This is a genomic window from Achromobacter sp. RTa (assembly GCF_000757485.1).
In the GTDB taxonomy this organism is placed as follows: Bacteria; Pseudomonadota; Gammaproteobacteria; order Burkholderiales; family Burkholderiaceae_B; genus Achromobacter.
Map to the genome: position 1 here is coordinate 1 of NZ_JPYO01000012.1, position 24,512 is coordinate 24,512.

The window sequence follows — 24,512 nt, forward strand, 5'->3', positions numbered from 1 at the left end:
GATGCACTCGCATCAAGCGCCCACACTTATCGGTTGTTTAATTGTTAAAGAGCGATACTGCTAAATTCTGTACTACTGCCGCCGCAACCAACGCTTTCACATCGATCACCGCTGCCCTAGCACTTATCGAAACATCAGGGTTAACCCTAATTTTTCGGTAACTGCCAAGCCTGAAACTATAACACAACTTTTGCAGATTATGCAACTGGCTTCTGCCTAATTTGCATCCTATCTTGCAAAACCGCGAAACGCCTGCCTGCTCGTTTTGCGGCGGCCTTGCCGGGCAACTTCGCCCCGCCAGACCTGCCATGCGCCGACAGCCAACCCGCAGCCACCGAACTCATTCCACCTTGCTTTCCTGCTTGCCTTCTTTCGCTTCGCTGCTCAAGAAACTGTTTGAACTGCGAAGGAGCGAGACTATAGCACAGAATTTAAACGTGTGTCGCCGGCATGACACCTATTTTGCAGAAAAGTGAATTTTTTAAGGGGACGGCCCCTAATAGCGCAATGCAACGCGCCCTCCCCTCTATATAGGAGAGCGGAGGCCGTAACGGCGCCGCCGGAGCCGGAGACCTAAATCCGCAGCTCGGTGGTTTCCTTGATCTGCTGGAGCGCGAAGAACGATTTCATGTCGACCACCGCGGGGTGGCGCATGAGCGTATCCATCGCAAAGCGGGAAAAGTGCGCCAGGTCCGCCACCTGGATGCGCAGCAGGTAGTCCATATCGCCAGACATGGCGTAGCACTCCACGACTTCAGGCCACAGCTGCACGTCGCGCGCGAAATCGCTCATGGGCGCATGGCTGGAGCCGCTGTGCTTGTTCAGGCGGATGTTCACATAGGCCAGCAGGCCCAGCCCCACTTTTCCGGCGTCGATCAGCGCCACATATTTCTTGATGAAGCCCTTCTCTTCCAGGCGCCGCACCCGGCGCAGGCACGGACTGGGGGACAGGGACACGCGGTCCGCCAGCTCCTGGTTGCTCAGGCGCCCATCGCGCTGCAGTTCCGCCAAAATCCTTAGATCTGTCCTATCAAGCTCAATGTCAGACATTTATAGCCCTAATTTTTACTTCTACGGCAATATTATTGCCCAAAGCTATGGGTTTCGCGACACGTTTGCAATTGTCTGCCCGCGGTTCCTACCTACAATCTCCTTCTAGACTTGAAGGACAGGTCGTCCTTAAAACGATGCAAGGGAGCAGACTTATGAGCAGCGCATTCCAACCCTGGGACAACCCGATGGGCACCGCCGGGTTCGAGTTCATTGAATATGCCGCGCCGGACCCCGCCGCGTTGCGCAAGGTGTTCGAGCTGCTGGGCTTCAAGGCCATCGCCAAACACCGCCACAAAGACGTTACGCTCTATCGCCAGGGCGGCGTGAACTTCCTGATCAACGCCGAACCGGACTCCTTCGCACAGCGCTTTGCCCGCCTGCACGGACCGTCCATCTGTGCGATCGGCTTTCGCGTGCAGGATGCCAACGCCGCGTACAAGCGGGCCCTGGAACTGGGCGCCTGGGGCTTCGATTCGCACAGCGGCCCGATGGAGCTGAACATCCCGGCGATCAAGGGCATCGGTGATTCACTCATCTACCTGGTGGACCGCTGGGCAGGCAAGGATGGCCATGGCGGCATCGGCGACATCAGCATCTATGACGTGGACTTCGTTCCCGTGGACCCGGCGAACGCGCAAGCGGACCTGAATCACCGTGGCGCCGGCCTGACGCTGGTCGATCACCTGACGCACAACGTGCACAAGGGCCGCATGGCCGAATGGGCCGAGTTCTACGAGCGACTCTTCAATTTCCGCGAAGTGCGCTATTTCGATATCGAAGGCAAGGTGACGGGCGTGAAGTCCAAGGCCATGACTTCGCCTTGCGGCGATATCCGCATTCCGATCAACGAAGAGGGCACGGAAGAAAAAGGCCAGATCCAGGAGTATCTGGACCTGTACCGCGGCGAAGGCATCCAGCACATCGCCATGGCGACGGAAGATATCTACAGCACCATCGAGGCGCTGCGGGCGAACGGAGTCGTGTTCCTGGACACGCCGGATACATACTACGAGCTGCTGGACCGCCGCCTGCCCAACCACGGCGAAGACGTGGCGCGCCTGCAGAAGAACCGCATCCTGCTGGATGGCGCCCCCGGCGGCGGCCTGCTGCTGCAGATCTTCACCGAAAACCAGATCGGCCCCATCTTCTTCGAGATCATCCAGCGCAAGGGCAACGACGGCTTCGGCGAAGGCAATTTCAAGGCCCTGTTCGAATCGATCGAACTGGATCAGATGCGCCGCGGCGTAGTGAAGTCCGCCGACTGAGCATCGCCTGCCAATCCAGCCCTTCCCCCGGCCTGGCCTCCGGTGCCCGAGCACCGGCCCCGGCCTTGAAACCTCACTTCGGTGAGGTTTTTTTTGCGCCAACAGCGCGGAAACGCCGCCTACTTCTGCAACCGGTCCTGAAACTGCTTGCGGAACTTGGCGACCTTGGGCGCAATCACGAACTGGCAATAGCCCTGCTCCGGATGGAGGGCAAAGTAGTCGCGGTGGTAGTCTTCGGCCTGCCAGAACCTGGCGGGAGCCAGCAGCTTGGTCACGATGGGCGCATCGTAGACCTTCTGCGCCTCGACCTCGGCAATGACGGCTTCCGCCTGTTCGCGCTGGCCCTCGTTCTGCCAGAAGATGGCGGACTCGTATTGCGGACCGACGTCGTTGCCTTGCCGGCCCGGCGTGGTTGGATCGTGGGTTGCAAAGAACACGCGCAGCAGGTCGCTGTAGGAGAGTTCAGAGGGATCGAACTCCACGCGCGCGACCTCGATGTGGCCGGTATTCTTGCCGCATACCTGCTCGTAGCTGGGATTGTCCACGTGGCCGCCGCTGTAGCCGGGCAGCACGCTCTTGACGCCGCGCAACTCGGTAAACACCGCTTCGACGCACCAGAAGCACCCGCCGCCCAGTACGGCGACCTCATTGCCTGGGGATGGTTGTTCAGCCATGACGATTCCTTCTGTATCGAAACTATTGCTTGGGAGGCGCCAGCGACAGGATCCACTCCGCCAGTTGGCGGGCGTCTTCCTGGCCGACCTGAGTCTGCGCGGGCATCGGAACGGCGCCCCAGGCGCCCCGGCCGCCGCCGCGGATCTTGCCTGCCAGGTAATCCACCATGGCGTCGCCCTGCCCGGCGTAGCGCTCGGCCACGCTCTTCAATGGCGGACCCACCCGCTTGGCCTCGACCTGGTGACAGGCCATGCAGGCCTTGCTTTTGGCGAGATCCAGACCGGTGGTTTGCGCATGCGCCGCGCCCGCGCACAGGGCGCAGGCGGCGGCCAACAACAAACTACTCTTCAAATGCATCGGTTACGGCCCCACGGCTCGCGGTGCTGGCGAGCTTGCCGAACTTGGCAAGCACACCGCGTGTATAACGCGGCCTGGGTTGAACCCAGGCCTGGCGACGAGCCGCCATTTCTTCGTCGCTGATATTGAGCTGCAACAGCAGCTTGTGGGCATCGATGGTAACCGAATCGCCCTCCTGGATCAGCGCGATGGGACCGCCGACAAACGCCTCCGGCGCAACGTGCCCCACGACCATGCCCCAGGTTCCGCCGGAAAAGCGCCCATCGGTGATGAGCCCCACCGTTTCGCCCAATCCTTGCCCCACCAGCGCCGAAGTGGGCGCCAGCATCTCGCGCATGCCCGGACCGCCCTTGGGCCCCTCATAGCGGATGACCACGACGTCGCCATCCCGGATCTCACGGGCCATGATGGCGGTCATAGCGTCGTCTTCGGAGTCGAAGACCCGCGCGGGCCCGGTGATCACCGGATTCTTCAGCCCGGTGATCTTGGCGACACAGCCTTCCGGCGACAGGTTGCCCTTGAGGATGGCCAGGTGACCCTGCGGATACAGCGCACGGTCCAGCGGCATGATCACGTCCTGGTCGGCGCGCGGCGCGTCGGGCACATCGGCCAGGGTTTCGGCGATGGTCTTGCCGGTGATCGTGACGCAGTCTCCATGCAGCAGGCCCGCATTGAGCAGGAGCTTCATGACCTGCGGAATGCCGCCGGCGCGGTGCAGGTCTGTCGCGACGTACTTGCCAGAAGGCTTCAGATCGCAAAGCACCGGGACGCGCTGACGGATGCGCTCGAAGTCATCGATGGTCCAGGGCACTTCCGCTGCGTGGGCGATCGCCAGGAAATGAAGCACCGCGTTGGTGGAACCGCCTGTGGCCATGATGACCGACACGGCGTTCTCGATGGACTCGCGCGTGATGATGTCGCGCGGGCGCAGCTGGCGCTTGACCGCCTCTACCAGCACGCGCGCCGATTCCCCGGCCGACGCGACCTTTTCCGCGTCTTCGTTGGCCATCGTGCTGGAATACGGCAGGCTCATGCCCATGGCTTCGAATGCGGAGCTCATGGTGTTGGCCGTGTACATGCCGCCACAGGAGCCCGAGCCGGGGATCGCGCATTTCTCGATCTGCTTGAAATCCGCTTCGGGCATGCGGCCCATCGTGTATTCGCCCACGGCCTCGAAGACCGAGACGATGGTCAGATCGTTGCCCTTGTAGTGGCCGGGCTTGATCGTGCCTCCGTAGACGTAGATGCCCGGCACATTGGTGCGCGCCAGCGCGATCATGCCGCCCGGCATGTTCTTGTCGCAGCCGCCGATCACCACCACGCCATCCATCCACTGGCCCTGCGCCGCGGTCTCTATGCAGTCCGCGATCACTTCGCGCGATACCAGCGAGTACTTCATGCCCTCGGTGCCCATGGACATGCCATCGGAGATGGTGGGCGTGCCGAACACCTGGGGGTTCGCGCGGGAGGCGCGGATGGCGTCGATGGCGGCGTCGGCCAGCCGCTGCAGGCCGCTATTGCAGGGAGTGATCGTCGAGTGGCCGTTGGCCACGCCGATCATGGGGTTGTCGAAATCGGCTTCCTGGTAGCCCAGCGCGTAATACATGGCGCGATTGGGCGCGCGCGCGACACCTTCGGTGATATGGCGGGAACGTTCGTTGTGCGGCATGGTCTGTGTCTCCTGTCGGCATCGGGCGCGGGCATGGCGGCCGCGCCCGAGGAAGCTGGTTCGCTTGCGCGCGAATCTTCAGGGCTCGCCGGTTATTATCATTCAACTTTATTGTGTCGGGCAGAACATGCTGCAATATCCGAAATTCGACCCCGTCGCCCTGCAGATCGGGCCGCTTGCGATTCACTGGTACGGGCTGATGTACCTGCTGGGCTTTGCACTGGTATACCTGCTGGGCCGGCGGCGCATCACCAGCGGCCACACCACGTCGCTCAACGTGCGCGACCTGGAAGACCTCATCTTCTATAGCGTGCTGGGCGTGGTCCTGGGCGGGCGCCTGGGTTATGTGCTGTTCTACAAGCCCTCGTACTACCTGTCCCACCCCATCGAGGTGCTTTACCTGTGGCAGGGCGGCATGTCGTTCCACGGCGGCCTGATCGGCGTGATCCTGGTGATGCTGCTCTTCGCACGCAAGAAAAAGCTGCCTTTTTTCGCGGTCAGCGATTTCATCGCGCCGCTGATCCCCCTGGGGCTGGGCTTCGGCCGCCTGGGCAACTTCATCAACGGAGAACTCTGGGGCCGGCCCACCGACGTGCCCTGGGCCATGGTCTTTCCCGACAGCGGCGACGGCCTGCCGCGCCATCCGTCCCAGCTCTATGAGCTGGGCCTGGAAGGCATCGTGCTGTTCGCGTTGCTGTGGTGGTTCTCGAGCAAGCCGCGCCCCCTGGGCCAGGTGAGCGCGCTCTTCCTGATGGGCTACGGAACGTTCCGCTTCCTCGTGGAGTTCACCCGCGAGCCGGACAATTTCCTGGGTCTGCTCGCGGGCGGGCTGAGCATGGGACAGTGGCTGTCCCTGCCGATGGTCGCCCTGGGCGCCATCATGTTCAGCCTTACTGCAAAACGATCGTCCCGTTGACCGCGATGCTGACCGTGACGTCTCCCGCTTCGAGCGGGACGTCCGGGTTATAGCCGGCCGAGGCGTCCTTGGCCATGGCCGCCCCCATCATGCGGGGCATCGGCACCGGGCCGGCGCCCCCCGAGCCGCCCAGCTCCAGCTTGCTCAGGCGATAGCCGGAGAAACCGAACGCGTTGGCGGCCGCCAGCGCGCGGTCCTTGAAGGCTTGCGCGGCCTCTTTGAGCAGCTTGCGCTCTTCGGCCTCGCGCGCCTCGCGCGACAACAGGAAGCCGATATTGGAAATGGCGGTCTTGTCCGACAGCTTGGAAGCCAGGGCGGCAGCCGCTTCGAAGTCCTTGGATTCGAGGATCACCTCGCCGTGGCCGCGCCAGGATGCGATCTTGCCCTTGCTGCTGGTATTGGGCCAGATGTTGTAGCCGCCCGTACGCACCTCCACGCCCTTGACGTCGCGCGCGCGCTTCACCACGTCATCCAGCGCGGCCGTCAATTTCTTGCCCGCGGCGGGCTGATCGGGCGCTTCGACTTCGGCGGACAACGAGATGCGGACCGTGTCCTGCTTGACCTCGGAAGACGCCGTGGCCTGCAGGGTCAGCTCCGGCGCGCGGTTCGCGGCGGCTTCCGTGGCGGCGGCAGGCGCTTGCGCCTGCGCGCGCACGGGCTGCACGGCGGCAAGAGCAAGGACGGCTGCGCAGGCCGCGCCGAGTTTGGTCAATGAAAAAACGGAGTGTTTGGGCATAGACGGGTCCTAGGGCCTGTTGACACTAAAAGAAGGACAGTGGGGAGGAAGGAGGCGCCCGGCGCGGACCTGCGCTCATGGCAGGCCCGCTGGGATAGATGCCCCGCCTGTGCCGTCAAGGCCGGCATCTCGAACCCTGAGGTTCAAGGTGGTCGCGTTCCGAAGAGCGTCGGGTTCGTCTACAGGAGACGATCACTCCAGCTCTGCACTCCCGCAACCAATATGCCATAAGACATAGGTTCAGAGAATGTATGGCCTAGTCACGAACACGGCAGGGACAAACTGAAAAATCTTGACTACAGCTTAATGAATTACAGCTCGATGAACGCTAGAGCAGCTTTTCCTGACCCGACAAGGCATCATCGAGCACTGCGTTCATGTCCTCGATTCTACGCTTGAAGTCGCCGACCGCCAAACCGCCCAAGGGACCATCGGGCGCTTTCATCGCAAGCAATTCACCCGCGATCTGCAGCGCGGCCATCACGGCGATGCGTTCGTTGCTCGAGACCTTGCCCGTGCCTTGGATGCGCAGCATCAGTTGATCGACGTGGCGCACGGCGGCAACCAAGGTGGGCTTCTCTTCCGCGGAGCACGCCAGGGAATAGTCGCGCCCCAGTATCGTTACGTCTACGCGTTCCATCAGTGTTGCTCTCCAGACGGCGCGCCCGGCAAGCGGGCCAGCACGGCGTCAATGCGCTCGCGGGCCGAAGCGGCGGCCACGCGCAAGCGCTGTAGTTCGGTGTCGCGGGTCTGCAGATTGCCCTGCAGTTCGGTTTCCCTAGCGGAGAAACGCGATTCGAGCGATTGGCGCTCGGAGGTCTCGCGGGCCAGTTGTTCGCGCAGCGCGACTTCGGCCTGTTGAGCCTGTTCGAGCATCGCGGTGACGGCGCCGTCGTGTTCCTGAAGCTTGCTCTGCAGCGTGACGATCTCGGCCTCGCGCTCGGCGGCGCGCTGCTTCAGCACGCGCTGTTCAGCTTCGGTTTCGTTCAGGCGGGCGCGCAACGCGTCACGCTCTGCGTGGAGTTGGCGGGTGCGTTGCACCAGTTGCCCGATGCGGGCAGCGAGTTGGTCTAGATCTTGCAGCATGGGCGCTATCGTAAACCATCCTGGGTTGTAGAGGGCCTCTTCACGCAAGGTGAGAAACCCGGCAATATTCAGTAGGAATTACGACTGTGACTCGGGACTGCGACCTTACCCGATTCCAGGCCCCGGAAAAAAGCCCCGCGCGATAAATCCCGCATCTGGCCGATCCTGCTTTCGCAATTCTTTCTATAAACTTTCACTTAGCTTTCAAAAAACCCTCAAACCTCCAGCCTCGTTACAACTCGGGGTCGGGAGTTCCCGAATTTTAGGGAAAACCCCAGGCTTTCACCGAGCTTACAGGGTTTGCAGCGTGGCAGGCGTCCATTACCATTCGCCCTTTCAAGAAACCACGCCGTCGCTTTCAGAAGAATAAATGGCACCCCGAAGTGCCTTTTTTGTGCCTGTCACCCGCCTTTCGACGGGCCATCCGGCTACAAACCCTTTTTTATCTACATGCTGTAAACAGGAGCCAACCAATCATGCAGCTACGCAATCGACAGGACTTCTGGTCGGGGGTGATGTTCATCGCCCTTGGACTGGGATTCGCCTGGCAGGCCAGCAGCTACCAAATGGGTACTGCCGCACGGATGGGCCCAGGGTATTTTCCTTTCTGGCTAGGCATTGTTCTCGCATTGCTGGGCGCCATCGTGCTGCTTGGCTCGCTGTCCAAGAAAGCCCATGAAACGCACGTCGACAAGTTCGACTGGCGCATCGTCTTCCTGGTGGTCGGATCGGTCGTGCTCTACGGCTTCATCCTCAAACTGCTGGGCATCTACATCTCGGTGTTCGTACTGGTTGTCGTCAGCAGCCTGGCCAGCCACGAGTTCAGCCTGAAAGTCGCCGTCGCCAACGGCATCTTCCTGGTGATCTTCTCGTATCTGGCGTTCGTCAAGGGGCTGGGGCTGATTTTCCCGCTGTGGCCGTCCTTCCTGGGCATGAACTAAGGAGCTATCGGCCATGGAATTGCTAGATCACCTGATGATGGGTTTCTCGGTTGCGTTCACGCCCGAGAACCTCGCCTACGCCCTGCTGGGCTGCATTCTGGGCACGCTGATCGGCGTGCTGCCGGGCATCGGCCCGGTCCCGACCATCGCGATGCTGCTGCCGATCACGTACGTGCTGCCCCCGGTGGCCGGCCTGATCATGCTGGCAGGCATTTACTACGGCGCCCAGTACGGCGGCTCCACGACGGCCATTCTGGTGGCGCTGCCAGGGGAAACGTCCGCGGTGGTGACCGTGCTGGACGGGCACCAGATGGCCCGCAACGGTCGCGCCGGCGCCGCCCTGGCCATCGCCGCCCTGGGTTCGTTCTTCGCAGGCTGCGTGGCTACCCTGCTGCTGGCCGGCTTTGCGCCTCCGCTGGCTGAGGTCGCGTTCAAGTTCGGCCCCGCCGAGTACTTCTCGCTGATGTGCCTGGGCCTGGTCGGCGCCGTGGTGCTGGCCTCGGGTTCGCTGCCCAAGGCAATCGCGATGATCCTGCTGGGCCTGCTGCTGGGCATGGTGGGCACCGACGTGAACTCGGGCGTTGCACGCTACGACTTCGGCATCCCCGAACTGCAGGACGGCATCGACTTCGCCATCGTGGCCATGGGCGTGTTCGGCTTCGCCGAAATCATGACCAACCTCGAGCAGAAGGAAAACCGCGTCGACATCACCGACAAGATCGGCTCGCTGTATCCCAACAAGCAGGAATTCAAGGAAGCCGCTCCCGCCGTGCTGCGCGGCACGGCCCTGGGTTCGGCCCTGGGCATCCTGCCGGGCGGCGGCGCCGTGCTGTCTTCGTTCGCGTCCTACACGCTGGAAAAGAAGATCTCGAAGAATCCGGAGCGCTTCGGCAAGGGCCACCCGGCCGGCCTGGCTGGCCCGGAGTCGGCGAACAACGCCGCCGCCCAGACCTCGTTCATCCCGCTGCTGACGCTCGGCATCCCGGGCAACGCCGTGATGGCGCTGATGGTCGGCGCGATGACCATCCACAACATCCAGCCCGGCCCGCAGGTCATGACGAGCCACCCGGAGCTGTTCTGGGGCCTGATCGCCTCGATGTGGATCGGCAACCTGATGCTGGTGGTGCTGAACCTGCCGCTGATCGGCCTGTGGGTCAAGCTGCTGAAGGTGCCCTACCGCATCCTGTTCCCGGCGATTCTGGTGTTCTGCACGATCGGTGTGTATTCGTTGAACTACAACACCTTCGACATCTTCACCACCGCCATCTTCGGCATCATCGGCTACGTGTGGTCGAAGCTGAAATGCGAAGGCGCGCCGCTGCTGCTGGGCCTGGTCCTGGGCCCCATGATGGAAGAAAACTTCCGCCGTGCGCTGCTGCTCTCGCGCGGCGACTTCAGCACCTTCGTCACGCGTCCGCTGTCGGCTTCGCTTCTGGCCATCGCCGTCTTCCTGGTGATCCTGGTGGCCCTGCCCGCCATTCGCAAGAAGCGCGAAGAGACCTTCGTCGAAGAAGACTAAAGCACTGCCTGCCGCCCCTCGCGGCGGCCTCTGCACAAAAAGCCCCCGGCCCGGTCCGGGGGCTTTTTTTTGCAGCCGCGCCTGGCACGGCAAAAGCTACAAATCAATACAACACAATACGGGCTGTTCCGAAGCCTGGTTCTTCTACGTTAAGCTACGGGTTTACCCCACGCGATGATTCGAGATGAATTTCGACTGGAACAACCCCTACCCCAGCACGCGCCGGCCGGTATTTGCCCGCAACATCGTTGCCACCTCGCAGCCGCTGGCTGCCCAGGCCGGCCTGCGGATCCTGGCCCGGGGCGGCAATGCCGTCGACGCCGCCATCGCGGCGGCGGCAACGCTGGCCCTGACCGAACCAGTCAGCAATGGGTTGGGATCGGACTGCTTCGCGATCATCTGGGACGGCTCGAAACTGCACGGGCTGAATGCCTCCGGGACAGCGCCCGCAGCCTGGAATCCGGATTACTTCCGCCGCAAGCATCAGGGCGCTATCCCTGCTCGGGGCTGGGACAGCGTGACCGTGCCCGGCTGCGTGGCGGGCTGGGCTGCCTTGCACGAAAAACTGGGCAGCCTTGCTTTCGCCGAGGTCCTCGAACCCGCCATCGAGTATGCCGAGCGCGGCTTTGCCGTGTCTCCGGTCGTGCAAGAGAAATGGGCCGCGCAGGCTGACTTCCTGCAGCCCCAGCCGGGGTTCGCGGACCATTTCCTGCCTCGCGGACGCGCCCCGCAAGTCGGTGAACACTTCGTCCTGCGCGGGGCCGCGGCCACCCTCAGGCGCATCGCGGCAACCGGGGGACGGGATTTCTACGAAGGGGAAACGGCGCACAAGCTGGTGGCGCATGCGCAGGCGCACGACGCCGCCCTGACGCTCGCGGACCTGCGCGACTACACGCCGGAATGGGTGTCTCCGATCAGCCAGCCGTACCGCGGCCATACCGTGCACCAGATCCCTCCGAACGGCCAGGGCATCGCCGCGCTGATCGCGCTGGGCATCCTGCAGCACTTCGACGTGGCGGCCCGCCCGGTCGATCACGCCGATACGCAGCATCTGCTGATCGAAGCGATGAAACTGGCCTTCGCCGACGTCTACGCACACGTGGCCGATGCGCGCCACATGCGCATGACGCCCGAAGAGATGCTGCGCCCGGGCTACCTGGCCGAACGCGCGCGCCTGATCGACCCCGGCGCCGCCCGGGACTTCGCCAGCGGCCACGCGCCCCGGGGCGGCACGGTGTACCTGACGGCCGCCGACCGGAACGGCATGATGGTGAGCTTCATCCAGTCGAACTACATGGGATTCGGTTCCGGCGTGGTGGTGCCTGGCACCGGCGTCAGCCTGCAGAACCGCGGGCACTGTTTCAGCATCGATCCCGGCCATCCCAATGTGGTGGCCGGCGGCAAGCGGCCCTTCCACACCATCATTCCCGGTTTCCTGATGCGCGATGGCGCCCCCGTGATGAGCTTCGGGGTGATGGGCGGCAATATGCAGCCCCAGGGGCAGGTGCAGGCGCTCGTGCGCATGCTGGACTACGGCCAGCAGCCGCAGGCCGCCTGCGACGCGCCTCGCTGGAAATGGAACCACGGGCTGACGGTGGACCTGGAGGCCGGCATGGCTCCGTCCATTGCTCAGGGCCTGCGCGCGCGGGGACATGTCCTGGAAGGGCTGGAAGACCCCTACATGGACTTCGGATCGGGCCAATTCATCTGGCGCCTGGGCGATCCGGCCGTGGACGGATACGTCAGCGCAAGCGACAGCCGCCGGGATGGGCTCGCCGCGGGCTTTTGATTGCGTTAAGGTTAATGTCCTCAGACTGACCTTACCCTCATAGAGCGGAGTTCCCTGCATGGCAACGATCGGTACCAAGAGCTACGACGCGGTTGTAGCCCAAAAAGTCACTTTCCTCGGATTGGGCGTGATGGGCCTGCCCATGGCGGGCCACCTGGCCCGTGCAGGACACGACGTCACCGTCTATAACCGCACGCCGGCTAAGGCCCAGGCCTGGGTGGCCGAGTTCGGCGGCAAGCGCGCGGCCACGCCGCGCGAGGCCGTCGCGGGCGCGCAGATCGTGTTCGCCTGCGTCGGCAACGACGACGACCTCCGCAGCGTCGTGCTCGGCCCGGACGGGGCATTCGCGGGCATGGCGCCCGGCGCCGTCTTCGTCGACCACACGACGGCGTCGGCCGACGTGGCGCGCGAACTCTACGCCCAGGCCAAGGAGTTGGGCCTGAACTTCGTGGATGCCCCCGTATCGGGCGGACAGGCGGGCGCAGTCAACGGCGTGCTGACCATCATGTGCGGCGGCGAACAGGCCGTGTTCGATGCGGTCAAGCCCGTGGCGCAATGCTTCGGACGCGCCGTCACGCTCGTCGGCCCGCCCGGCGCCGGCCAACTGGCCAAGATGGTCAACCAGATCTGCATCGCCGGCGTCGTGCAGGGGCTGTCCGAAGCGGTGGCCTTCGGCCAGGCGGCCGACCTGGACATGAAGCTGGTGCTGGACGTGATCAGCAAGGGCGCCGCGCAAAGCTGGCAGATGGAAAACCGCGGCGGCACCATGGTCGACGACAAGTTCGACTTCGGGTTCGCCGTGGACTGGATGCGCAAGGACCTCGGCCTGGTGCTGTCTGAGGCCCGCCACAACGGCGCGCGCCTGCCGCTGACCGCGCTGGTGGACCAGTTCTACGGCGATGTCCAGAAAATGGGCGGCGGCCGCTGGGATACCTCCAGCCTGATCAAGCGCCTGCGTGACTGAGCGTCGCCCGCCCGGCAAGCAAAAAGGCGAGCCCGCGGCTCGCCTTTTTCGTGCTTGCGCCCGGGATCACGCCGCCAGGCCGGCCGGCGCCGAGTCGGACACCAGCGCATCGATGCGCTGCTTGGCCTGCGCGATCCCTTCCAGCGCAGCGACTTCGCCCATGGCCATGCCTTCGGCGGCGATGAACGTCACATCGTCCATGCCCAGGAAGCCGAGCATCTGGCGCAGATAGGGCGTCAGCGTGTCGGACGGCGTGCCTTCGGCCTTGCCGCCCCGGGCGGTTAGCACGAACACCTGCTTACCCTTGACCAGGCCCTCGGGCACGCCTTCGGACGTATAACGGAACGTGATCCCGGCCCGGGCGACGTGGTCGAGATAGCTCTTGAACTGCGCGGGCAGGTTGAAGTTGTAGACGGGCACCGCGAAGACGATGCGATCGGCTTCCATCAGTTCGGCGACCAGCGCGTCGCTCATTTCGACGATGCGATGCTGCTCGACGGTGCGAGCGTCCGCCGGGGTGAACAGCGCGCCGGCGGTATTGCCGTCGAAATACGGGATGGGCTGCGCGCCAAGGTCGCGCACCTTGATGGACGCGGCGGGATTGGCGGCCTTGATGCGCGCAATCAGGTGATCAGCCAATTGCTTGCTGTTGGAACGGTCGCCGAGAATCGAGGAAAGGATAACCAGGGTCTTCATTGCAAATTTCTCCAGTGGGCAGATGCCGAATGCATGGCGTCACTGTAGATGGGTTAATTGTTCACATAAATACGGTTATCATGAACTGTTCGTTCCAGGTACAGAACAATCATGCAAGATCTCAATGACCTCTACTATTTTTCCCAAGTCGTCGAGCAAGGCGGCTTCAGCGCCGCGGCGCGGGCTCTGGACATCCCGAAATCCCGGCTGTCGCGCCGGATATCGCACCTGGAGGAAAGCCTGGGCGTGCGCCTGCTGCAACGCACGACCCGGCGGCTGCGCCTGACTTCGGCCGGCGAACGCTACCTGCACTATTGCCGCGAAATGGCGGCTTCCGCACGCGCGGCCGACGAAGCCATGCGCCAGCTGCAATCGGAGCCCAGCGGGCCGGTCATCGTGAGCTGCCCGGTTTCCATCGCGCAGGATGTGCTGTCGCCGCTGCTGCCCGAGTTCCTGGACGCCTGGCCGGCGATATCCGTGCAATTGCTGGTGACCAACCGCCGCGTGGACCTGATACGCGAGGGAGTCGACCTGGCGCTGCGCGTGCGCACCAAGCTGGACACGGACGCCGAGCTGGTGGTGCGCCACTTCGGCACGGCGCGCGGCACACTGGTGGCCAGCCCGGGCTACCTGCAGCGCCACGGCGTGCCGGACACGCCGCAGGACCTGGCCACCCACACCACGCTGAGTTTCAGCGACCCGCAACACGAAGTGCGCTGGCCGCTGCGCAACGACAAAGGCGAAGAAGTGCACGTCGAACTGAAGCCGCAACTGTCCTGCAACGATTTCATCGTGCTGACCGAAGCGGCAGTGCGCGGCCGGGGCATTGCGCTGCTGCCTTCAATCGCGACCCATGAACAGCTGAGGCGCGGCCAGCTGGTGCCGGTGCTGCCCCAGTGGCAGTCGCCCGAAGGAATCGTGCACTGCATCTATCCATCGCGGCGGGGCATGATGCCCGCCGTACGCGCCCTGCTCGACTTCCTGTCGGAACGCCTGCCGTCCATGTACCAGCGCCTGGAAAAAGCCCCCGCCCCGGCGGCTCAATAACCGCGCGAGCGCTCCACCACGCCGCTGATCGCTTCGCCGCGCAGCATTTGGGCGACCTTGCCCGCGATCTGCTCGATGCTTTCGTCGCGCAGCGTGCGCGCCGCGATATGGGGCGTGACGTGAACCCGGGGGTCGTGCCAGAACGGGTGGTCCCGCGGCAAGGGCTCGGTGTGGAACACATCCAGCGTGGCGCCGGCGATCTCGCCCTCTTCGAGCATCTGGACCAGATCGTCCTCGACCAGGTGTTCGCCGCGGCCCACGTTGACGAGATGGGCGCCGGGCAGGAGTTGCGACAGCGTATCGCGGTTGAGGACGCCGACGGTGTCAGGCGTCAGCGGCAGGACATTCACCAGGAAGCGCGTGCGGGCCAGGAACGCCGGCAACGCGGCCTCGCCCGCGAAGGACTCGACCCCCGGGATGTCGCGCGGCGAACGCGACCAGCCCGCCACGGGGTAGCCGAAATCGGCCAGGGTCTGCGCCACGCGCAGGCCCACCTGCCCCAGCCCCAGTACGCCCACGGGCCAATCGGCCGGCCGCGTGCCTTCGCGCGTGTCCCAATGCTGGCGCGCCTGGGCCTGGTCGAAGGCTTCGAAATCGCGCGAAACGCGCAGCAGCGCATACAGCGCGTATTCGGCCATCTGCACCGCCATGCCCGCGTCTTCCAGGCGCACGATGCGCACATGCGGCGGGATCTCGGGCATTTTCAGCAGGGCATCGACGCCCGCGCCCAGATTGAACAGCGTCGTCAGGCCGGTTTCATGCTTGAAAAGCTCGGCCGGCGGGCGCCAGACCAGGGCGACGTCCGCTCCCGACGGCGGGCCTTCGGGGTCCCAGACCGAAATGCGACAGCCCGGCATGGCGGCTTCCAGGCGGGGAACCCAGGCATCGGGATCGTGGTGGGGGCAGGCAAAGAGTATGTGCATGGTGGCGTTCAAGTGCGGAACTCAGGGAACCCCAAGCATGAGGGAAGCCGCCGCACAAATCAAACGGCCCGGCGAAAGCCGGGCCGTTCTCGACCGTGAATGCAGCCCCGCTCAGGCCGCTTGCGGCACTTCGGGCTTGTCCCCGCCCTTGTTCCGGCTGCGGCGCAGGAAGGCCCACACCTGCAACAGCACCAGCAAGGCGCTCGCGGCGATGAACCACGCGCTGATCGGCCGTTCGATGAACACCCCCAGATCGCCGCGCGACAACAGCAGCGCGCGGCGGAAGTTCTCTTCCACCATCGGTCCGAGCACGAAGCCGAGCAGGATGGGAGCCACGGAGAACTCCAGGGTCATAAGGATGGCGCCGATCACGCCGAACGCCAGCACTTCCCAGATCTGGAAGAGGCTGTTCTGCGTGCTGAACACGCCCACCGCAATGAAGAACAGCGCGGAGGGGAACAGATAGCGGTAAGGCACCTGCAGCAGTTTCACCCACACGCCGATCAGCGGCACGTTCAGCACCATGAGCAGCACGTTGCCCACCCAGAAGCTGGCGATCAGCCCCCAGAAGATGTCCGGATGCTCGGTGATCAGCTGCGGGCCCGGCTGGATGCCCTGGATCAGCAGCGCGCCCAGAATCAGCGCCATCACGGCGTCCCCCGGAATGCCCAGGCTCATCGTCGGGATGAAATCCACCTGCGTCTTGGAATGCGACGAGGCTTCGGGCGAAGCCACGCCGGCGATCATGCCGGTGCCGAACTTTTCCGGCGTCTTCGAAATTTTGCGCTCCAGCGCATAGGCCACGAACGTCGTGATCGTGGGACCGGTGCCGGGCATGGCGCCGAACAGCGTGCCCACGGTCGTGCCGCGAACCATGGGCCAGAAGGCCGTCTTGAGCTCCTGCCGGCTGGGCCGCATGTCTTTCAGGCGCAGCTTGGCGCCGCTGCCGATGATGCTCATGCGATTGACGCTCATCAGGAAGTCGGCCACGCCGAACAGGCCCATCGAAATCGCCACCAGTTCCAGGCCGTCGGACAGATCCAGCAGGCCGAAGGAGAAGCGGATGGTGCCGGTGTTCACGTCCGTGCCCACCACGCCGCACATCAAGCCGAACAAGGTCATCGCCACGCCCTTCAGCGGCGAGCCGCGGGACATCGTCGCGCCCGCCAGCAGCCCCAGCAGCATGATCGAGAAGATTTCCGTCGGGCCGAATTTGAACGCGATCTCCACCAGCAGCGGCGAGGCGAAGATCATGACGATGATCCCCACGGACGCGGCGAAGAACGAGCAGATCATCGTGATGCCCAGCGCCGTGCCGCCCTTGCCCTGTTTGGTCAGCGGATAGCCGTCCAGGCAGGTAACCGCGTGAGGCGGGTGCGAAGGCAGGTTGAGCAGGATCGCGCCGATGGCGCCGCCATATTGCGAACCGTAGAAGATGCCCGCCAGCATCAGGATGGCGGGCACCGGATGCATGACATAGGTCAGCGGCAACAGGATCGAAATGGCCGACAGCGCACCCATGCCGGGCAGCACGCCGATGAGGTTGCCCACCAGCACGCCGAAGAACGACCACATGAGGTTATGCCACTGGAAGGCAACGCCGAAGCCGTACCAGAGGTCCATCAAGGATTGGGAAATCATGGCGCTTCAACCCCAGCGAAACAGCGGCAGCTGCAGTTGCAGCGCCCACCAGAAAACAACGACCGCGATCGCGACCATGGAGATCGAAAGCAGGAACGCCTGCTTGATCGTGTTCTTGCGATCGCCTAGCGCGGAGATGAAGACGACGGCGAACGTGGCGGGCAGCAGGCCGCCATAATGGCCCAGAAGCAGGAAGGCCAGGATGCCCAGCAGGATGCATGCCCCGCCGCGGAAATCCGGCAGCCCGTGCGCATGGCCATCCCCTGGCGCCGGCGCCGTCGTCTCGCCCGAACGCGCCGATATCGCTATCAGCACGCCGGTCAGGGCCAGCAGGCCGCCCAGCGCCGCCGGAAAGAAACCCGGGCCCATGTGGCTCAGCGTGCCGATGTGATAGTCGGTCCCGCCGTAGATCGCCCCCAACCCGATGAGGACCATCAGCGCTCCGCCGTAGTAGTCCTTCCTGTTGATTGTTTTTTGCACGTCATCCTCCTTCCTGGTGCAGGGCACATGCCGGCCCTCGATGTGCCGCCCGGAACGGACGCCACCCGGCCTCTGACGAAAGGCCGGAGCGCAGATTAAGGAAGGAAGCTGCGAATTCGCTTTCTGTGCGCTGTCGCCTTCCTGAATCCAGGGGTAATCCCTGACCGGAAGGCGAATTTCATGTGTAAGCAGCGGTGAAAGCGGCGCGGGGAGACGTTACTGGTCGCCTTTGAGTTCGACATCGAGCGGGCGCGGATACTGCGAGACCGTCGAGGCGATCGGCAGCCACAGCACGGAGGACAGGCCGACGCCGCCCTGCGCATTGGGTTCGCCGTCGCGCAGTTCGATGTCGCCGTCGTTGCGGCGCGCGTAGGCGCGTGCGATCGCCAGCCCCAGGCCCGAACCCGACGAGGTGACCGGCTTGTCCGTGCCGACCCGCTCGAAACGCGAGAAGGCGCGCTGGCGCAGGAGGGGTTCCAGGCCGGGCCCGTTGTCGGACACGGCGACCTCAGCGCGGTTCTCCACGCGGCAGACCGATACGGTGATGCGCGCGCCCGCCGGCGCGTAGTGGATTGCGTTGTGAACCAGGTTCGATAGCGCCTCGTGCAGTTCGGCCTCGTTGCCCGAAACCGGCACGGGCGTATCCTGCCCGTCCTTGGCGCCGGCCTGCACCCACCCCAGATCCTGCTGCTTTTCGTGTGCCAGCGGCAGGTACTGAAGCACCACCTCGCGCGACACGGCGTTCATGTCGAGCAACTGCCTGGGCAGCTGGTCGGCCTGGTTGGCATGCGCCAGGGACAGCAGCTGTTCGGTGAGGCGCCGGGTGCGGCCCAGTTGATCGACGATGGCTCGCAAGCCTTCCTGCGCGCGCGCCGGATCGCGTTCGCGCAGCGCATACTGCGCCTGCGTCAGCATGATGGCCAGCGGCGTGCGCAATTGATGGGAGGCGTCGGCCAGGAAATGCGACTGTTCGTCCAGCACCCGGCGGTAGCGCGCGATGTGGTGGTTGACGGCGTCGACGAGGGGAGCCACTTCGCTGGGCACGCGCGACGCATCCAGCGGCGTAAGATCGTCAGGGCGGCGCCCCCGGATGTCGTTGCGCAGCCGGCGCAGCGGCTTCAGCGCCCAGGAGACGCCCCACCAGACCAGCAGCACCACCAGCGCCAGCATGCGGGTATCGCGCAGGATCTCCTGGCGCCGCGCGCGGTTCTCGGCCTCGATGCGCTTGCCGGTGCTTTCCGCCACGACGACCAGCACCTGGCGGTGCTGTCCTTGGTAATACAGGTCCCGCACCACCGAAACGACCCGCACGGGGTCGTTGCGATAGGCGCTGTCGTAGAAAACGGGTTGGCCATTGGAACGCGGCCAATTGGGCGGGCGGGGCATTTCCGGCATGCCCAGCAAGGTCTTGCCCTGGTCCTTGGGCACCGGCGAGCCATCCGGCAGCGGCGGATCGATTTCTTCGATGCGGAAGTACTTGCGCAGGCCTGCCCGCGATTCGAGCATCACCTGCGCATAAAGCGGCGTGGCGACCTGCAGTTTGCCGTCCGGCGTGAACTCCAGGCTGCTTTCCAGGACGCGGGCCGGCTCCACCAGCGCGCTGTCGTAGGCTTCGTTGGTGATCTCGGACAGGGTGCGGTAATCGTTCAGGCTGTCGACGACCAGCAACACCACCACGCCCGGCAGCAGCAGGATGATCAACAGCGCGCGGATGCCGACGCGCGGTAGCCCCGGCAGCCGGAGGCTCACGGGCGCTTCGCGCCGAAACGGCAGCGGATAGGGGTGGCCATGCCAGGCGCCTGCCGGAGGCTACGAGCCCGTGGGCTCCGCGGGCTCGCTGGCCACGCTTTCCAGCATGTAGCCCAGCCCGCGGACCGTCACGATGCGCACGTCGCTGCCCGCCAGCTTCTTGCGCAGCCGGTGCAGCACGACCTCGATCGCATCGGGATTGGCTTCGCTGTCGTGCGTGAAGACCTTGCCGAACAACTGGGACTTGTCCACCGGATAGCCGCTGCGGGTCAAGAGCGCCGCCAGGGCGGCGTGCTCGCGCGGGGTCAGGAACAGCAGGGAGCCATCCAGCGTGAATGCGCGGCTTTCGCTGTCGTAGGACAGCGAGCCGCACTGCAGGCGCGGATGCTGGCGGCCGCGGCTGCGCCGCACCAGGGCGGTGAGCCGCGCCTCCAGTTCTTCCAGGGCGAAGGGCTTGGTCAGGAAATCGTCCGCGCCGAGATTCAGGCCCCGCACGCGGTCCTGCAGGGCGCCCTGGGCGGTCAGCAGCAGGACCGGCGTGCGGTCGTCGCGGTTGCGCATTTCACGCAAGACCACCAGGCCGTGCTTGTCGGGCAGGCGCAAATCCATGACGATGGCGTCGTATTCCGTGCCCGCCATGAAGGCCTCGGCCGTCCTGGCGTCCGCGGCGTGGTCCGGCACGAACCCGCTCTGGGCGAGCGCGCGCATCAACCAGGACGCCATGTCCCGTTCGTCTTCAACCAACAATATGCGCATGACCGTCCGTTCCTTCGGGCAAATTCTCTGCCGCCCGCTGTCCGTGCACCCGTTGGCGCAAGTAGCGGGTTTCGTGATGCCGCCGAAAGAGGATAGCCGACAACTCGTTCAACGCCTGGGTGTAGACGTCTCGCTTGAACTCGATCACGGCATCCAGCGGCACCCAATACTGGCTCCAGCGCCAGGCATCGAATTCCGGATGCTGCGTCGCGCGCAGGCACACGTCGCTGTCGCGTCCGACCAGGCGCAACAAGAACCAAATCTGTTTTTGTCCTTTATAGTGGCCGCGCCACTCACGCCGGACGAAGTGATCGGGCACGTTATAACGTAACCAATCGCGTGTACGCCCCAAAATACGGACATGCTCGGGCTTCAAGCCCACCTCTTCATGGAGTTCGCGATACATGGCCTGCACCGGGCTTTCGCCATATTTGATGCCGCCCTGAGGGAACTGCCATGCATGTTCCCTGATACGCTTGCCCCAAAAGACCTCGTTTCTACCGTTGACGAGAATGATGCCGACATTGGGGCGGTAGCCTTCGCGGTCAAGCATGGGCCACCCCCACCGAATTCAATACAATTACGGTCGATTATACGTATCTGCTGCCACCTTTAAACATGCGCGCATCCAACTACCACATCAACACCCTCAAAGAAGCCCCGTCCGAGGCCGAAGTCGCCAGCCACCAGCTGATGACCCGGGCCGGCATGATCCGCAAGCTCGCGGGCGGCATCTACACCTACATGCCCCTGGGCCTGAAGATCATCCGCAAGGTCGAGGCCATCGTCCGGGAAGAGATGAACGCCGCGGGCGCCATCGAGCTGCTGATGCCGGTGGTCCAGCCGGCCGAGCTCTGGCAGGAATCGGGCCGCTGGGAGCAGTACGGCGCCGAACTGCTGCGCATCAAGGACCGGCACCAGCGCGATTTCGTGCTGCAGCCCACGTCCGAGGAAGTCATTACGGACATCGCCCGCAATGAAATCCACAGCTACCGCCAGCTGCCGCTGAACTTCTACCACATCCAGACCAAGTTCCGGGACGAGCGCCGCCCGCGCTTCGGCCTGATGCGCGGCCGCGAATTCACCATGAAGGACGCCTACTCCTTCGACCGCGACGAAGCCGGCGCCCAGCGCAGCTACGACATCATGTTCAACGCCTACATGCGCATTTTCGGCCGCCTCGGCCTGGAATTCCGCGCGGTGGCGGCTGACACGGGCTCGATCGGCGGCACCCGCAGCCATGAATTCCAGGTGATCGCCGAAACCGGCGAGGATCTTCTGGTCTACAACGCCGAATCGGACTATGCCGCCAACATCGAGCTGGCCGAGGCGCCCACGCTGTATCCCACGCGCGCAGAACCGGCCCAGGCCATGGCCGACGTGCCTACGCCGGGCGCGGCCAAGTGCGAAGACGTGGCCAAGCTCCTGGGCCTGCCGCTGGAACGCACGATCAAATCGATCGTGCTGGCCACCGACGGCGAAAAGGGCGCGGACATCTGGCTCCTGCTGCTGCGCGGCGACCACGAGCTCAACGAGATCAAGGCCGGCAAGCTGCCCGGCCTGGCCGGCTTCCGCTTCGCCACGGAAACCGAAATCGTCGAGCACTTCGGCTGCAAGCCCGGTTACCTGGGCCCCGTCAAGACCGCCCGCCCGGTGCACGTCATCGCCGACCGCACCGTGGCCAACATGGCCGACTTCGTCTGCGGCGCGAACAAGGAAGATTTCCACATCCAGGGCGTGAACTGGGGCCGCGACCTGCCCGAGCCGGAGCTGGTGGCGGACTTGCGCAACGTCGTCGCGGGCGACCCCTCGCCCGACGGCAAGGGCACGCTCTCCATCCAGCGCGGCATCGAAGTGGGCCACGTTTTCTACCTGGGCAAGAAGTACTCGGAAGCCCTCAAGGCCACCTTCCTGGACGAAACCGGCAAACCGGCCGTGCTGGAAATGGGCTGCTACGGCATCGGCGTGACCCGCATCGTGGGCGCGGCGATCGAGCAGAACCACGATGCCCGCGGCATCATCTGGCCCCGCGCGATCGCGCCTTTCGAGGTCGTGATCTGCCCGGTGGGCTGGGGTAAAAGTGAAACCGTGCGTGACACCGCGCAGAAGCTGTACGAATCGCTGCTGGCGCGCGGCGTGGACGTCATCCTGGACGACCGCGATGCCCGCCCGGGCGTGATGTTTGCTGAATGGGAGCTGATCGGCGCGCCGCTGCGTGTAACAGTTGGAGAACGCGGCCTGAACGATGGTGTGGTGGAATTGCAGGCCCGTCGGGAAACCGAGGCAGCCAAGATTCCGGTAGAGTCCGCGCTGGAAGCCGTGCTGACGAAGCTCGACACCCTGTAAACCCTATAGTAACTATGGACTTTCCGCGTCCCGACCCTGAAATCTGCCCATCGTGACCGACCCGAAGTCCCCAGAATCCATCCTGCAAGTCCGTGTCTACTACGAAGACACGGACGCAGGCGGGGTGGTTTTCTACGCCAACTACTTGAAATTCCTGGAGCGCGCTCGCACGGAGTGGCTGCGCAACCTGGGAGTCAACCAGTCCGCCCTGGCCGCCGGCGAGCAACGGCTGTTCGTTGTCCGCGCGCTGGACATGTCCTACCGGAAGCCCGCCAGGCTGGACGATTTGCTTACCATACGCAGCCGGGTCACACGACTGGGCCGCGCTTCGATACACTTCGCGCAGCGCGCGGAGCGCGACGGGGAACTGCTTGCCGAAGGCAATATCCAAGTCTGCTGCGTCGATGCCATTCACATGCGGCCGGCGGAATTGCCGGCTGACGTTCGCGCCAAACTGAAATTCATTCAGGAATAACCATGCAAGTCACCAACGACATGTCGTTGCTTTCGCTGATCACCCACGCCAGCGTGCCGGTCCAGCTGATCATGCTGATGCTGTTGGGCATCTCGATCATGTCCTGGACCTACATCTTCGCCAAGCGCCTGGCCATCAAGCGCGCCCATGCCCAGACCCGCCGTTTCGAAGACGATTTCTGGTCGGGCGGCGACCTGTCCATGCTGCAGCAGGCTGTGGCCTCGCGCCGCGACGAGCAAGGCGCCCTTGCCCGCATCTTCGATGCCGGCATGACGGAATTCCTCAAGGCCCGCCGCGGCAACGCGTCGGGCGACGCCACCGCGGTGCTGGACGGCCCGCGCCGCGCCATGCGCGCCGCCTATCAGCGCGAGATGGACTCGCTGGAGTCGCACCTGAACTTCCTGGCCTCCGCCGGCTCCGTTTCGCCCTATATCGGCCTGCTGGGCACGGTCTGGGGAATCATGCACGCCTTCATCGGCCTGTCGAACATGCAGCAGGCCACGCTGGCCTCCGTGGCGCCCGGCATCGCGGAAGCGCTGATCGCCACCGCGATCGGCCTGTTCGCCGCCATCCCGGCCGTCGTCGCCTACAACCGGTTCACCAACGACATCGACCGCATCTCGATCCGTTTCGACAGCTTCGTCGATGAATTCCTGAACATTCTGCAACGGCAGGTGCGCTAATGCCTTCGGTAAGCTCACGCGGCAGGGCCGGCCGCCGCATGAAGGCCGACATCAACGTGGTGCCGTACATCGACGTCATGCTGGTGCTGCTGGTCATCTTCATGGTGACCGCCCCCCTCATTACTCCCGGCCTGATCCAGTTGCCCTCGGTAGGCGCCGCCTCCGAGGTGCCGGTCAAGCCGCTGGAAGTCCAGATTTCGGAAGACGGCAAGCTCGCCCTGCGCATGCGCGAACCCGGCGCCACACCGCAGGACATCGCGCGCCCCGAGCTGGTGGCGCAAGTGCGCTCGCGCATCACGGCCGAAACGCCGGTGGTCATCGCCGCCGACGGCAAGGTGCCGTACGAGACCGTGGTGAAGGTCATGGACGAATTGCGCACCAACGGCATCACCCGCCTGGGTCTGCTGGTGGACCAATCCTCCGGCGCTCCCCAGCCCGCACCCGCGAAAAAACGCTAACGCGACGCCTTCCGCCGGCGCCGCCGGCATGCAACGCTCATGACGCCACCCATTATTCGACATCGCAGCGGCCCTCCGGCCCCCCCGCCCAACCACGACAACCGGAAGGCTTTGCTCCTGGCCGTGGCGGTGCATTTGCTGCTGCTGATCGTCTTGATCTTTGGCGTGAACTGGCGCTCCGAGAACCCCGGCCCCGTGCAGGTGGAACTCTGGGCCGACGGCAATTCGCCCGTCTCGCCGCCCCCCACGCCCCAGCCCGAACCTCCCAAGCCGCAACCCAAGCCGGAG

Annotated in this window: 25 protein-coding genes, 1 other RNA gene and 1 pseudogene; 12 read left to right on the forward strand and 15 right to left on the reverse strand. The window is 64.4% G+C overall.

Annotated features, from left to right (window positions below):
• Positions 1 to 573 precede the first annotated feature (573 nt).
• Positions 574 to 1,050, reverse strand: a complete 477-nt coding sequence (locus JL37_RS04625; RefSeq protein WP_043542387.1) for an Lrp/AsnC family transcriptional regulator — start codon at positions 1,048 to 1,050, stop codon at positions 574 to 576.
• 155 nt (positions 1,051 to 1,205) lie between these two features.
• On the opposite strand from JL37_RS04625, the gene hppD reads away from it, so the two are divergent.
• Complete coding sequence (gene hppD / locus JL37_RS04630; RefSeq protein WP_043542388.1) at positions 1,206 to 2,318, forward strand: 4-hydroxyphenylpyruvate dioxygenase; 1,113 nt, start codon at positions 1,206 to 1,208, stop codon at positions 2,316 to 2,318.
• 119 nt (positions 2,319 to 2,437) lie between these two features.
• On the opposite strand, the gene msrA is transcribed toward hppD, so the two are convergent.
• From msrA to ilvD, 3 genes are read right to left on the reverse strand one after another with little or no spacing between them, the layout of a single operon-like run.
• Positions 2,438 to 2,992: a peptide-methionine (S)-S-oxide reductase MsrA gene (gene msrA, locus JL37_RS04635; RefSeq protein WP_043542389.1), complete on the reverse strand. Its 555-nt coding sequence runs from the start codon at positions 2,990 to 2,992 to the stop codon at positions 2,438 to 2,440.
• A 22-nt stretch (positions 2,993 to 3,014) separates the two neighbouring features.
• Positions 3,015 to 3,350 carry a c-type cytochrome gene (locus tag JL37_RS04640; RefSeq protein WP_043542390.1) on the reverse strand — a complete coding sequence of 112 codons (336 nt, stop codon included), beginning with the start codon at positions 3,348 to 3,350 and terminating at the stop codon, positions 3,015 to 3,017.
• The gene (ilvD, locus tag JL37_RS04645) at positions 3,334 to 5,019 is read right to left on the reverse strand and encodes a dihydroxy-acid dehydratase (RefSeq protein ID WP_043542391.1); all 1,686 of its coding nucleotides are present in this window, start codon (positions 5,017 to 5,019) and stop codon (positions 3,334 to 3,336) included. Before ilvD ends, JL37_RS04640 begins: the two co-directional genes overlap by 17 nt.
• Before the next feature lie 127 nt (positions 5,020 to 5,146).
• Here ilvD and lgt point away from each other — a divergent pair, with 127 nt between their 5' ends.
• Positions 5,147 to 5,935 (forward strand): prolipoprotein diacylglyceryl transferase, encoded by a 789-nt coding sequence (lgt, locus tag JL37_RS04650; RefSeq protein WP_043542392.1) that lies wholly within the window; start codon positions 5,147 to 5,149, stop codon positions 5,933 to 5,935.
• On the opposite strand, the gene JL37_RS04655 is transcribed toward lgt, so the two are convergent.
• The 4 genes from JL37_RS04655 to JL37_RS04665 form a co-directional block, all read right to left on the reverse strand.
• Positions 5,910 to 6,671: an SIMPL domain-containing protein gene (locus tag JL37_RS04655; RefSeq protein WP_043542393.1), complete on the reverse strand. Its 762-nt coding sequence runs from the start codon at positions 6,669 to 6,671 to the stop codon at positions 5,910 to 5,912. The two genes, lgt and JL37_RS04655, sit on opposite strands and share 26 nt — an antisense overlap.
• Before the next feature lie 96 nt (positions 6,672 to 6,767).
• A non-coding RNA gene (gene ssrS / locus JL37_RS29910) (6S RNA) lies at positions 6,768 to 6,952 on the reverse strand.
• 47 nt (positions 6,953 to 6,999) lie between these two features.
• Complete coding sequence (locus JL37_RS04660; protein ID WP_043542394.1) at positions 7,000 to 7,311, reverse strand: cell division protein ZapA; 312 nt, start codon at positions 7,309 to 7,311, stop codon at positions 7,000 to 7,002.
• Complete coding sequence (locus tag JL37_RS04665; protein ID WP_043542395.1) at positions 7,311 to 7,757, reverse strand: hypothetical protein; 447 nt, start codon at positions 7,755 to 7,757, stop codon at positions 7,311 to 7,313. Before JL37_RS04665 ends, JL37_RS04660 begins: the two co-directional genes overlap by 1 nt.
• Before the next feature lie 476 nt (positions 7,758 to 8,233).
• Between JL37_RS04665 and JL37_RS04670 the strand changes: the two genes are divergently transcribed.
• The 4 genes from JL37_RS04670 (at position 8,234) to JL37_RS04685 (ending at position 12,970) form a co-directional block, all read left to right on the forward strand.
• Positions 8,234 to 8,698 carry a tripartite tricarboxylate transporter TctB family protein gene (locus JL37_RS04670; protein WP_043542396.1) on the forward strand — a complete coding sequence of 155 codons (465 nt, stop codon included), beginning with the start codon at positions 8,234 to 8,236 and terminating at the stop codon, positions 8,696 to 8,698.
• 13 nt (positions 8,699 to 8,711) lie between these two features.
• Positions 8,712 to 10,217, forward strand: coding sequence for a tripartite tricarboxylate transporter permease (locus tag JL37_RS04675; protein WP_043542397.1), 1,506 nt, complete (start codon positions 8,712 to 8,714; stop codon positions 10,215 to 10,217).
• A gap of 184 nt (positions 10,218 to 10,401) precedes the next feature.
• Positions 10,402 to 12,006, forward strand: a complete 1,605-nt coding sequence (locus JL37_RS04680) for a gamma-glutamyltransferase family protein (protein ID WP_043542398.1) — start codon at positions 10,402 to 10,404, stop codon at positions 12,004 to 12,006.
• 58 nt (positions 12,007 to 12,064) lie between these two features.
• A complete protein-coding gene (locus JL37_RS04685) occupies positions 12,065 to 12,970 on the forward strand; it encodes an NAD(P)-dependent oxidoreductase (RefSeq protein ID WP_043542399.1) in 906 nt (301 codons plus the stop codon).
• Between the two features lie 66 nt (positions 12,971 to 13,036).
• Here JL37_RS04685 and JL37_RS04690 read toward each other — a convergent pair whose 3' ends face one another.
• Positions 13,037 to 13,666, reverse strand: a complete 630-nt coding sequence (locus JL37_RS04690; protein ID WP_043542400.1) for an FMN-dependent NADH-azoreductase — start codon at positions 13,664 to 13,666, stop codon at positions 13,037 to 13,039.
• Between the two features lie 111 nt (positions 13,667 to 13,777).
• On the opposite strand from JL37_RS04690, the gene JL37_RS04695 reads away from it, so the two are divergent.
• Positions 13,778 to 14,713, forward strand: a complete 936-nt coding sequence (locus JL37_RS04695; RefSeq protein ID WP_043542401.1) for a LysR family transcriptional regulator — start codon at positions 13,778 to 13,780, stop codon at positions 14,711 to 14,713.
• Here the strand turns inward: JL37_RS04695 and JL37_RS04700 are convergent.
• From JL37_RS04700 to JL37_RS04725, 6 genes are all read right to left on the reverse strand, one after another.
• The gene (locus tag JL37_RS04700; protein ID WP_043542408.1) at positions 14,707 to 15,636 is read right to left on the reverse strand and encodes a glyoxylate/hydroxypyruvate reductase A; all 930 of its coding nucleotides are present in this window, start codon (positions 15,634 to 15,636) and stop codon (positions 14,707 to 14,709) included. The two genes, JL37_RS04695 and JL37_RS04700, sit on opposite strands and share 7 nt — an antisense overlap.
• 111 nt (positions 15,637 to 15,747) lie before the next feature.
• Positions 15,748 to 17,277, reverse strand: a complete 1,530-nt coding sequence (locus tag JL37_RS04705; RefSeq protein ID WP_043542402.1) for a tripartite tricarboxylate transporter permease — start codon at positions 17,275 to 17,277, stop codon at positions 15,748 to 15,750.
• 6 nt (positions 17,278 to 17,283) lie between these two features.
• Positions 17,284 to 17,712 carry a tripartite tricarboxylate transporter TctB family protein gene (locus tag JL37_RS04710; protein WP_043542409.1) on the reverse strand — a complete coding sequence of 143 codons (429 nt, stop codon included), beginning with the start codon at positions 17,710 to 17,712 and terminating at the stop codon, positions 17,284 to 17,286.
• A gap of 261 nt (positions 17,713 to 17,973) precedes the next feature.
• Positions 17,974 to 19,506 (reverse strand): sensor histidine kinase, encoded by a 1,533-nt coding sequence (locus JL37_RS04715; protein WP_052096860.1) that lies wholly within the window; start codon positions 19,504 to 19,506, stop codon positions 17,974 to 17,976.
• A gap of 60 nt (positions 19,507 to 19,566) precedes the next feature.
• Positions 19,567 to 20,262 carry a response regulator gene (locus JL37_RS04720; protein ID WP_043542403.1) on the reverse strand — a complete coding sequence of 232 codons (696 nt, stop codon included), beginning with the start codon at positions 20,260 to 20,262 and terminating at the stop codon, positions 19,567 to 19,569.
• Entirely contained in the window at positions 20,243 to 20,815 is a 573-nt protein-coding gene (locus JL37_RS04725) for an RNA pyrophosphohydrolase (protein ID WP_042796390.1), read from the reverse strand. Before JL37_RS04725 ends, JL37_RS04720 begins: the two co-directional genes overlap by 20 nt.
• Positions 20,816 to 20,880: 65 nt before the next feature.
• Between JL37_RS04725 and JL37_RS04730 the strand changes: the two genes are divergently transcribed.
• From JL37_RS04730 to JL37_RS29915, 5 genes and pseudogenes are all read left to right on the forward strand, one after another.
• Positions 20,881 to 22,608, forward strand: a complete 1,728-nt coding sequence (locus tag JL37_RS04730) for a proline--tRNA ligase (RefSeq protein ID WP_043542404.1) — start codon at positions 20,881 to 20,883, stop codon at positions 22,606 to 22,608.
• A gap of 52 nt (positions 22,609 to 22,660) precedes the next feature.
• Positions 22,661 to 23,083, forward strand: coding sequence for a tol-pal system-associated acyl-CoA thioesterase (gene ybgC / locus JL37_RS04735; protein ID WP_043542405.1), 423 nt, complete (start codon positions 22,661 to 22,663; stop codon positions 23,081 to 23,083).
• A 2-nt stretch (positions 23,084 to 23,085) separates the two neighbouring features.
• A complete protein-coding gene (gene tolQ / locus JL37_RS04740; RefSeq protein WP_043542406.1) occupies positions 23,086 to 23,766 on the forward strand; it encodes a protein TolQ in 681 nt (226 codons plus the stop codon).
• Entirely contained in the window at positions 23,766 to 24,224 is a 459-nt protein-coding gene (locus JL37_RS04745; protein WP_043542407.1) for an ExbD/TolR family protein, read from the forward strand. The genes tolQ and JL37_RS04745 overlap by 1 nt, the downstream gene beginning before the upstream one ends.
• A gap of 39 nt (positions 24,225 to 24,263) precedes the next feature.
• A pseudogene (locus JL37_RS29915) lies at positions 24,264 to 24,512 on the forward strand (protein TolA); the annotation flags it as partial.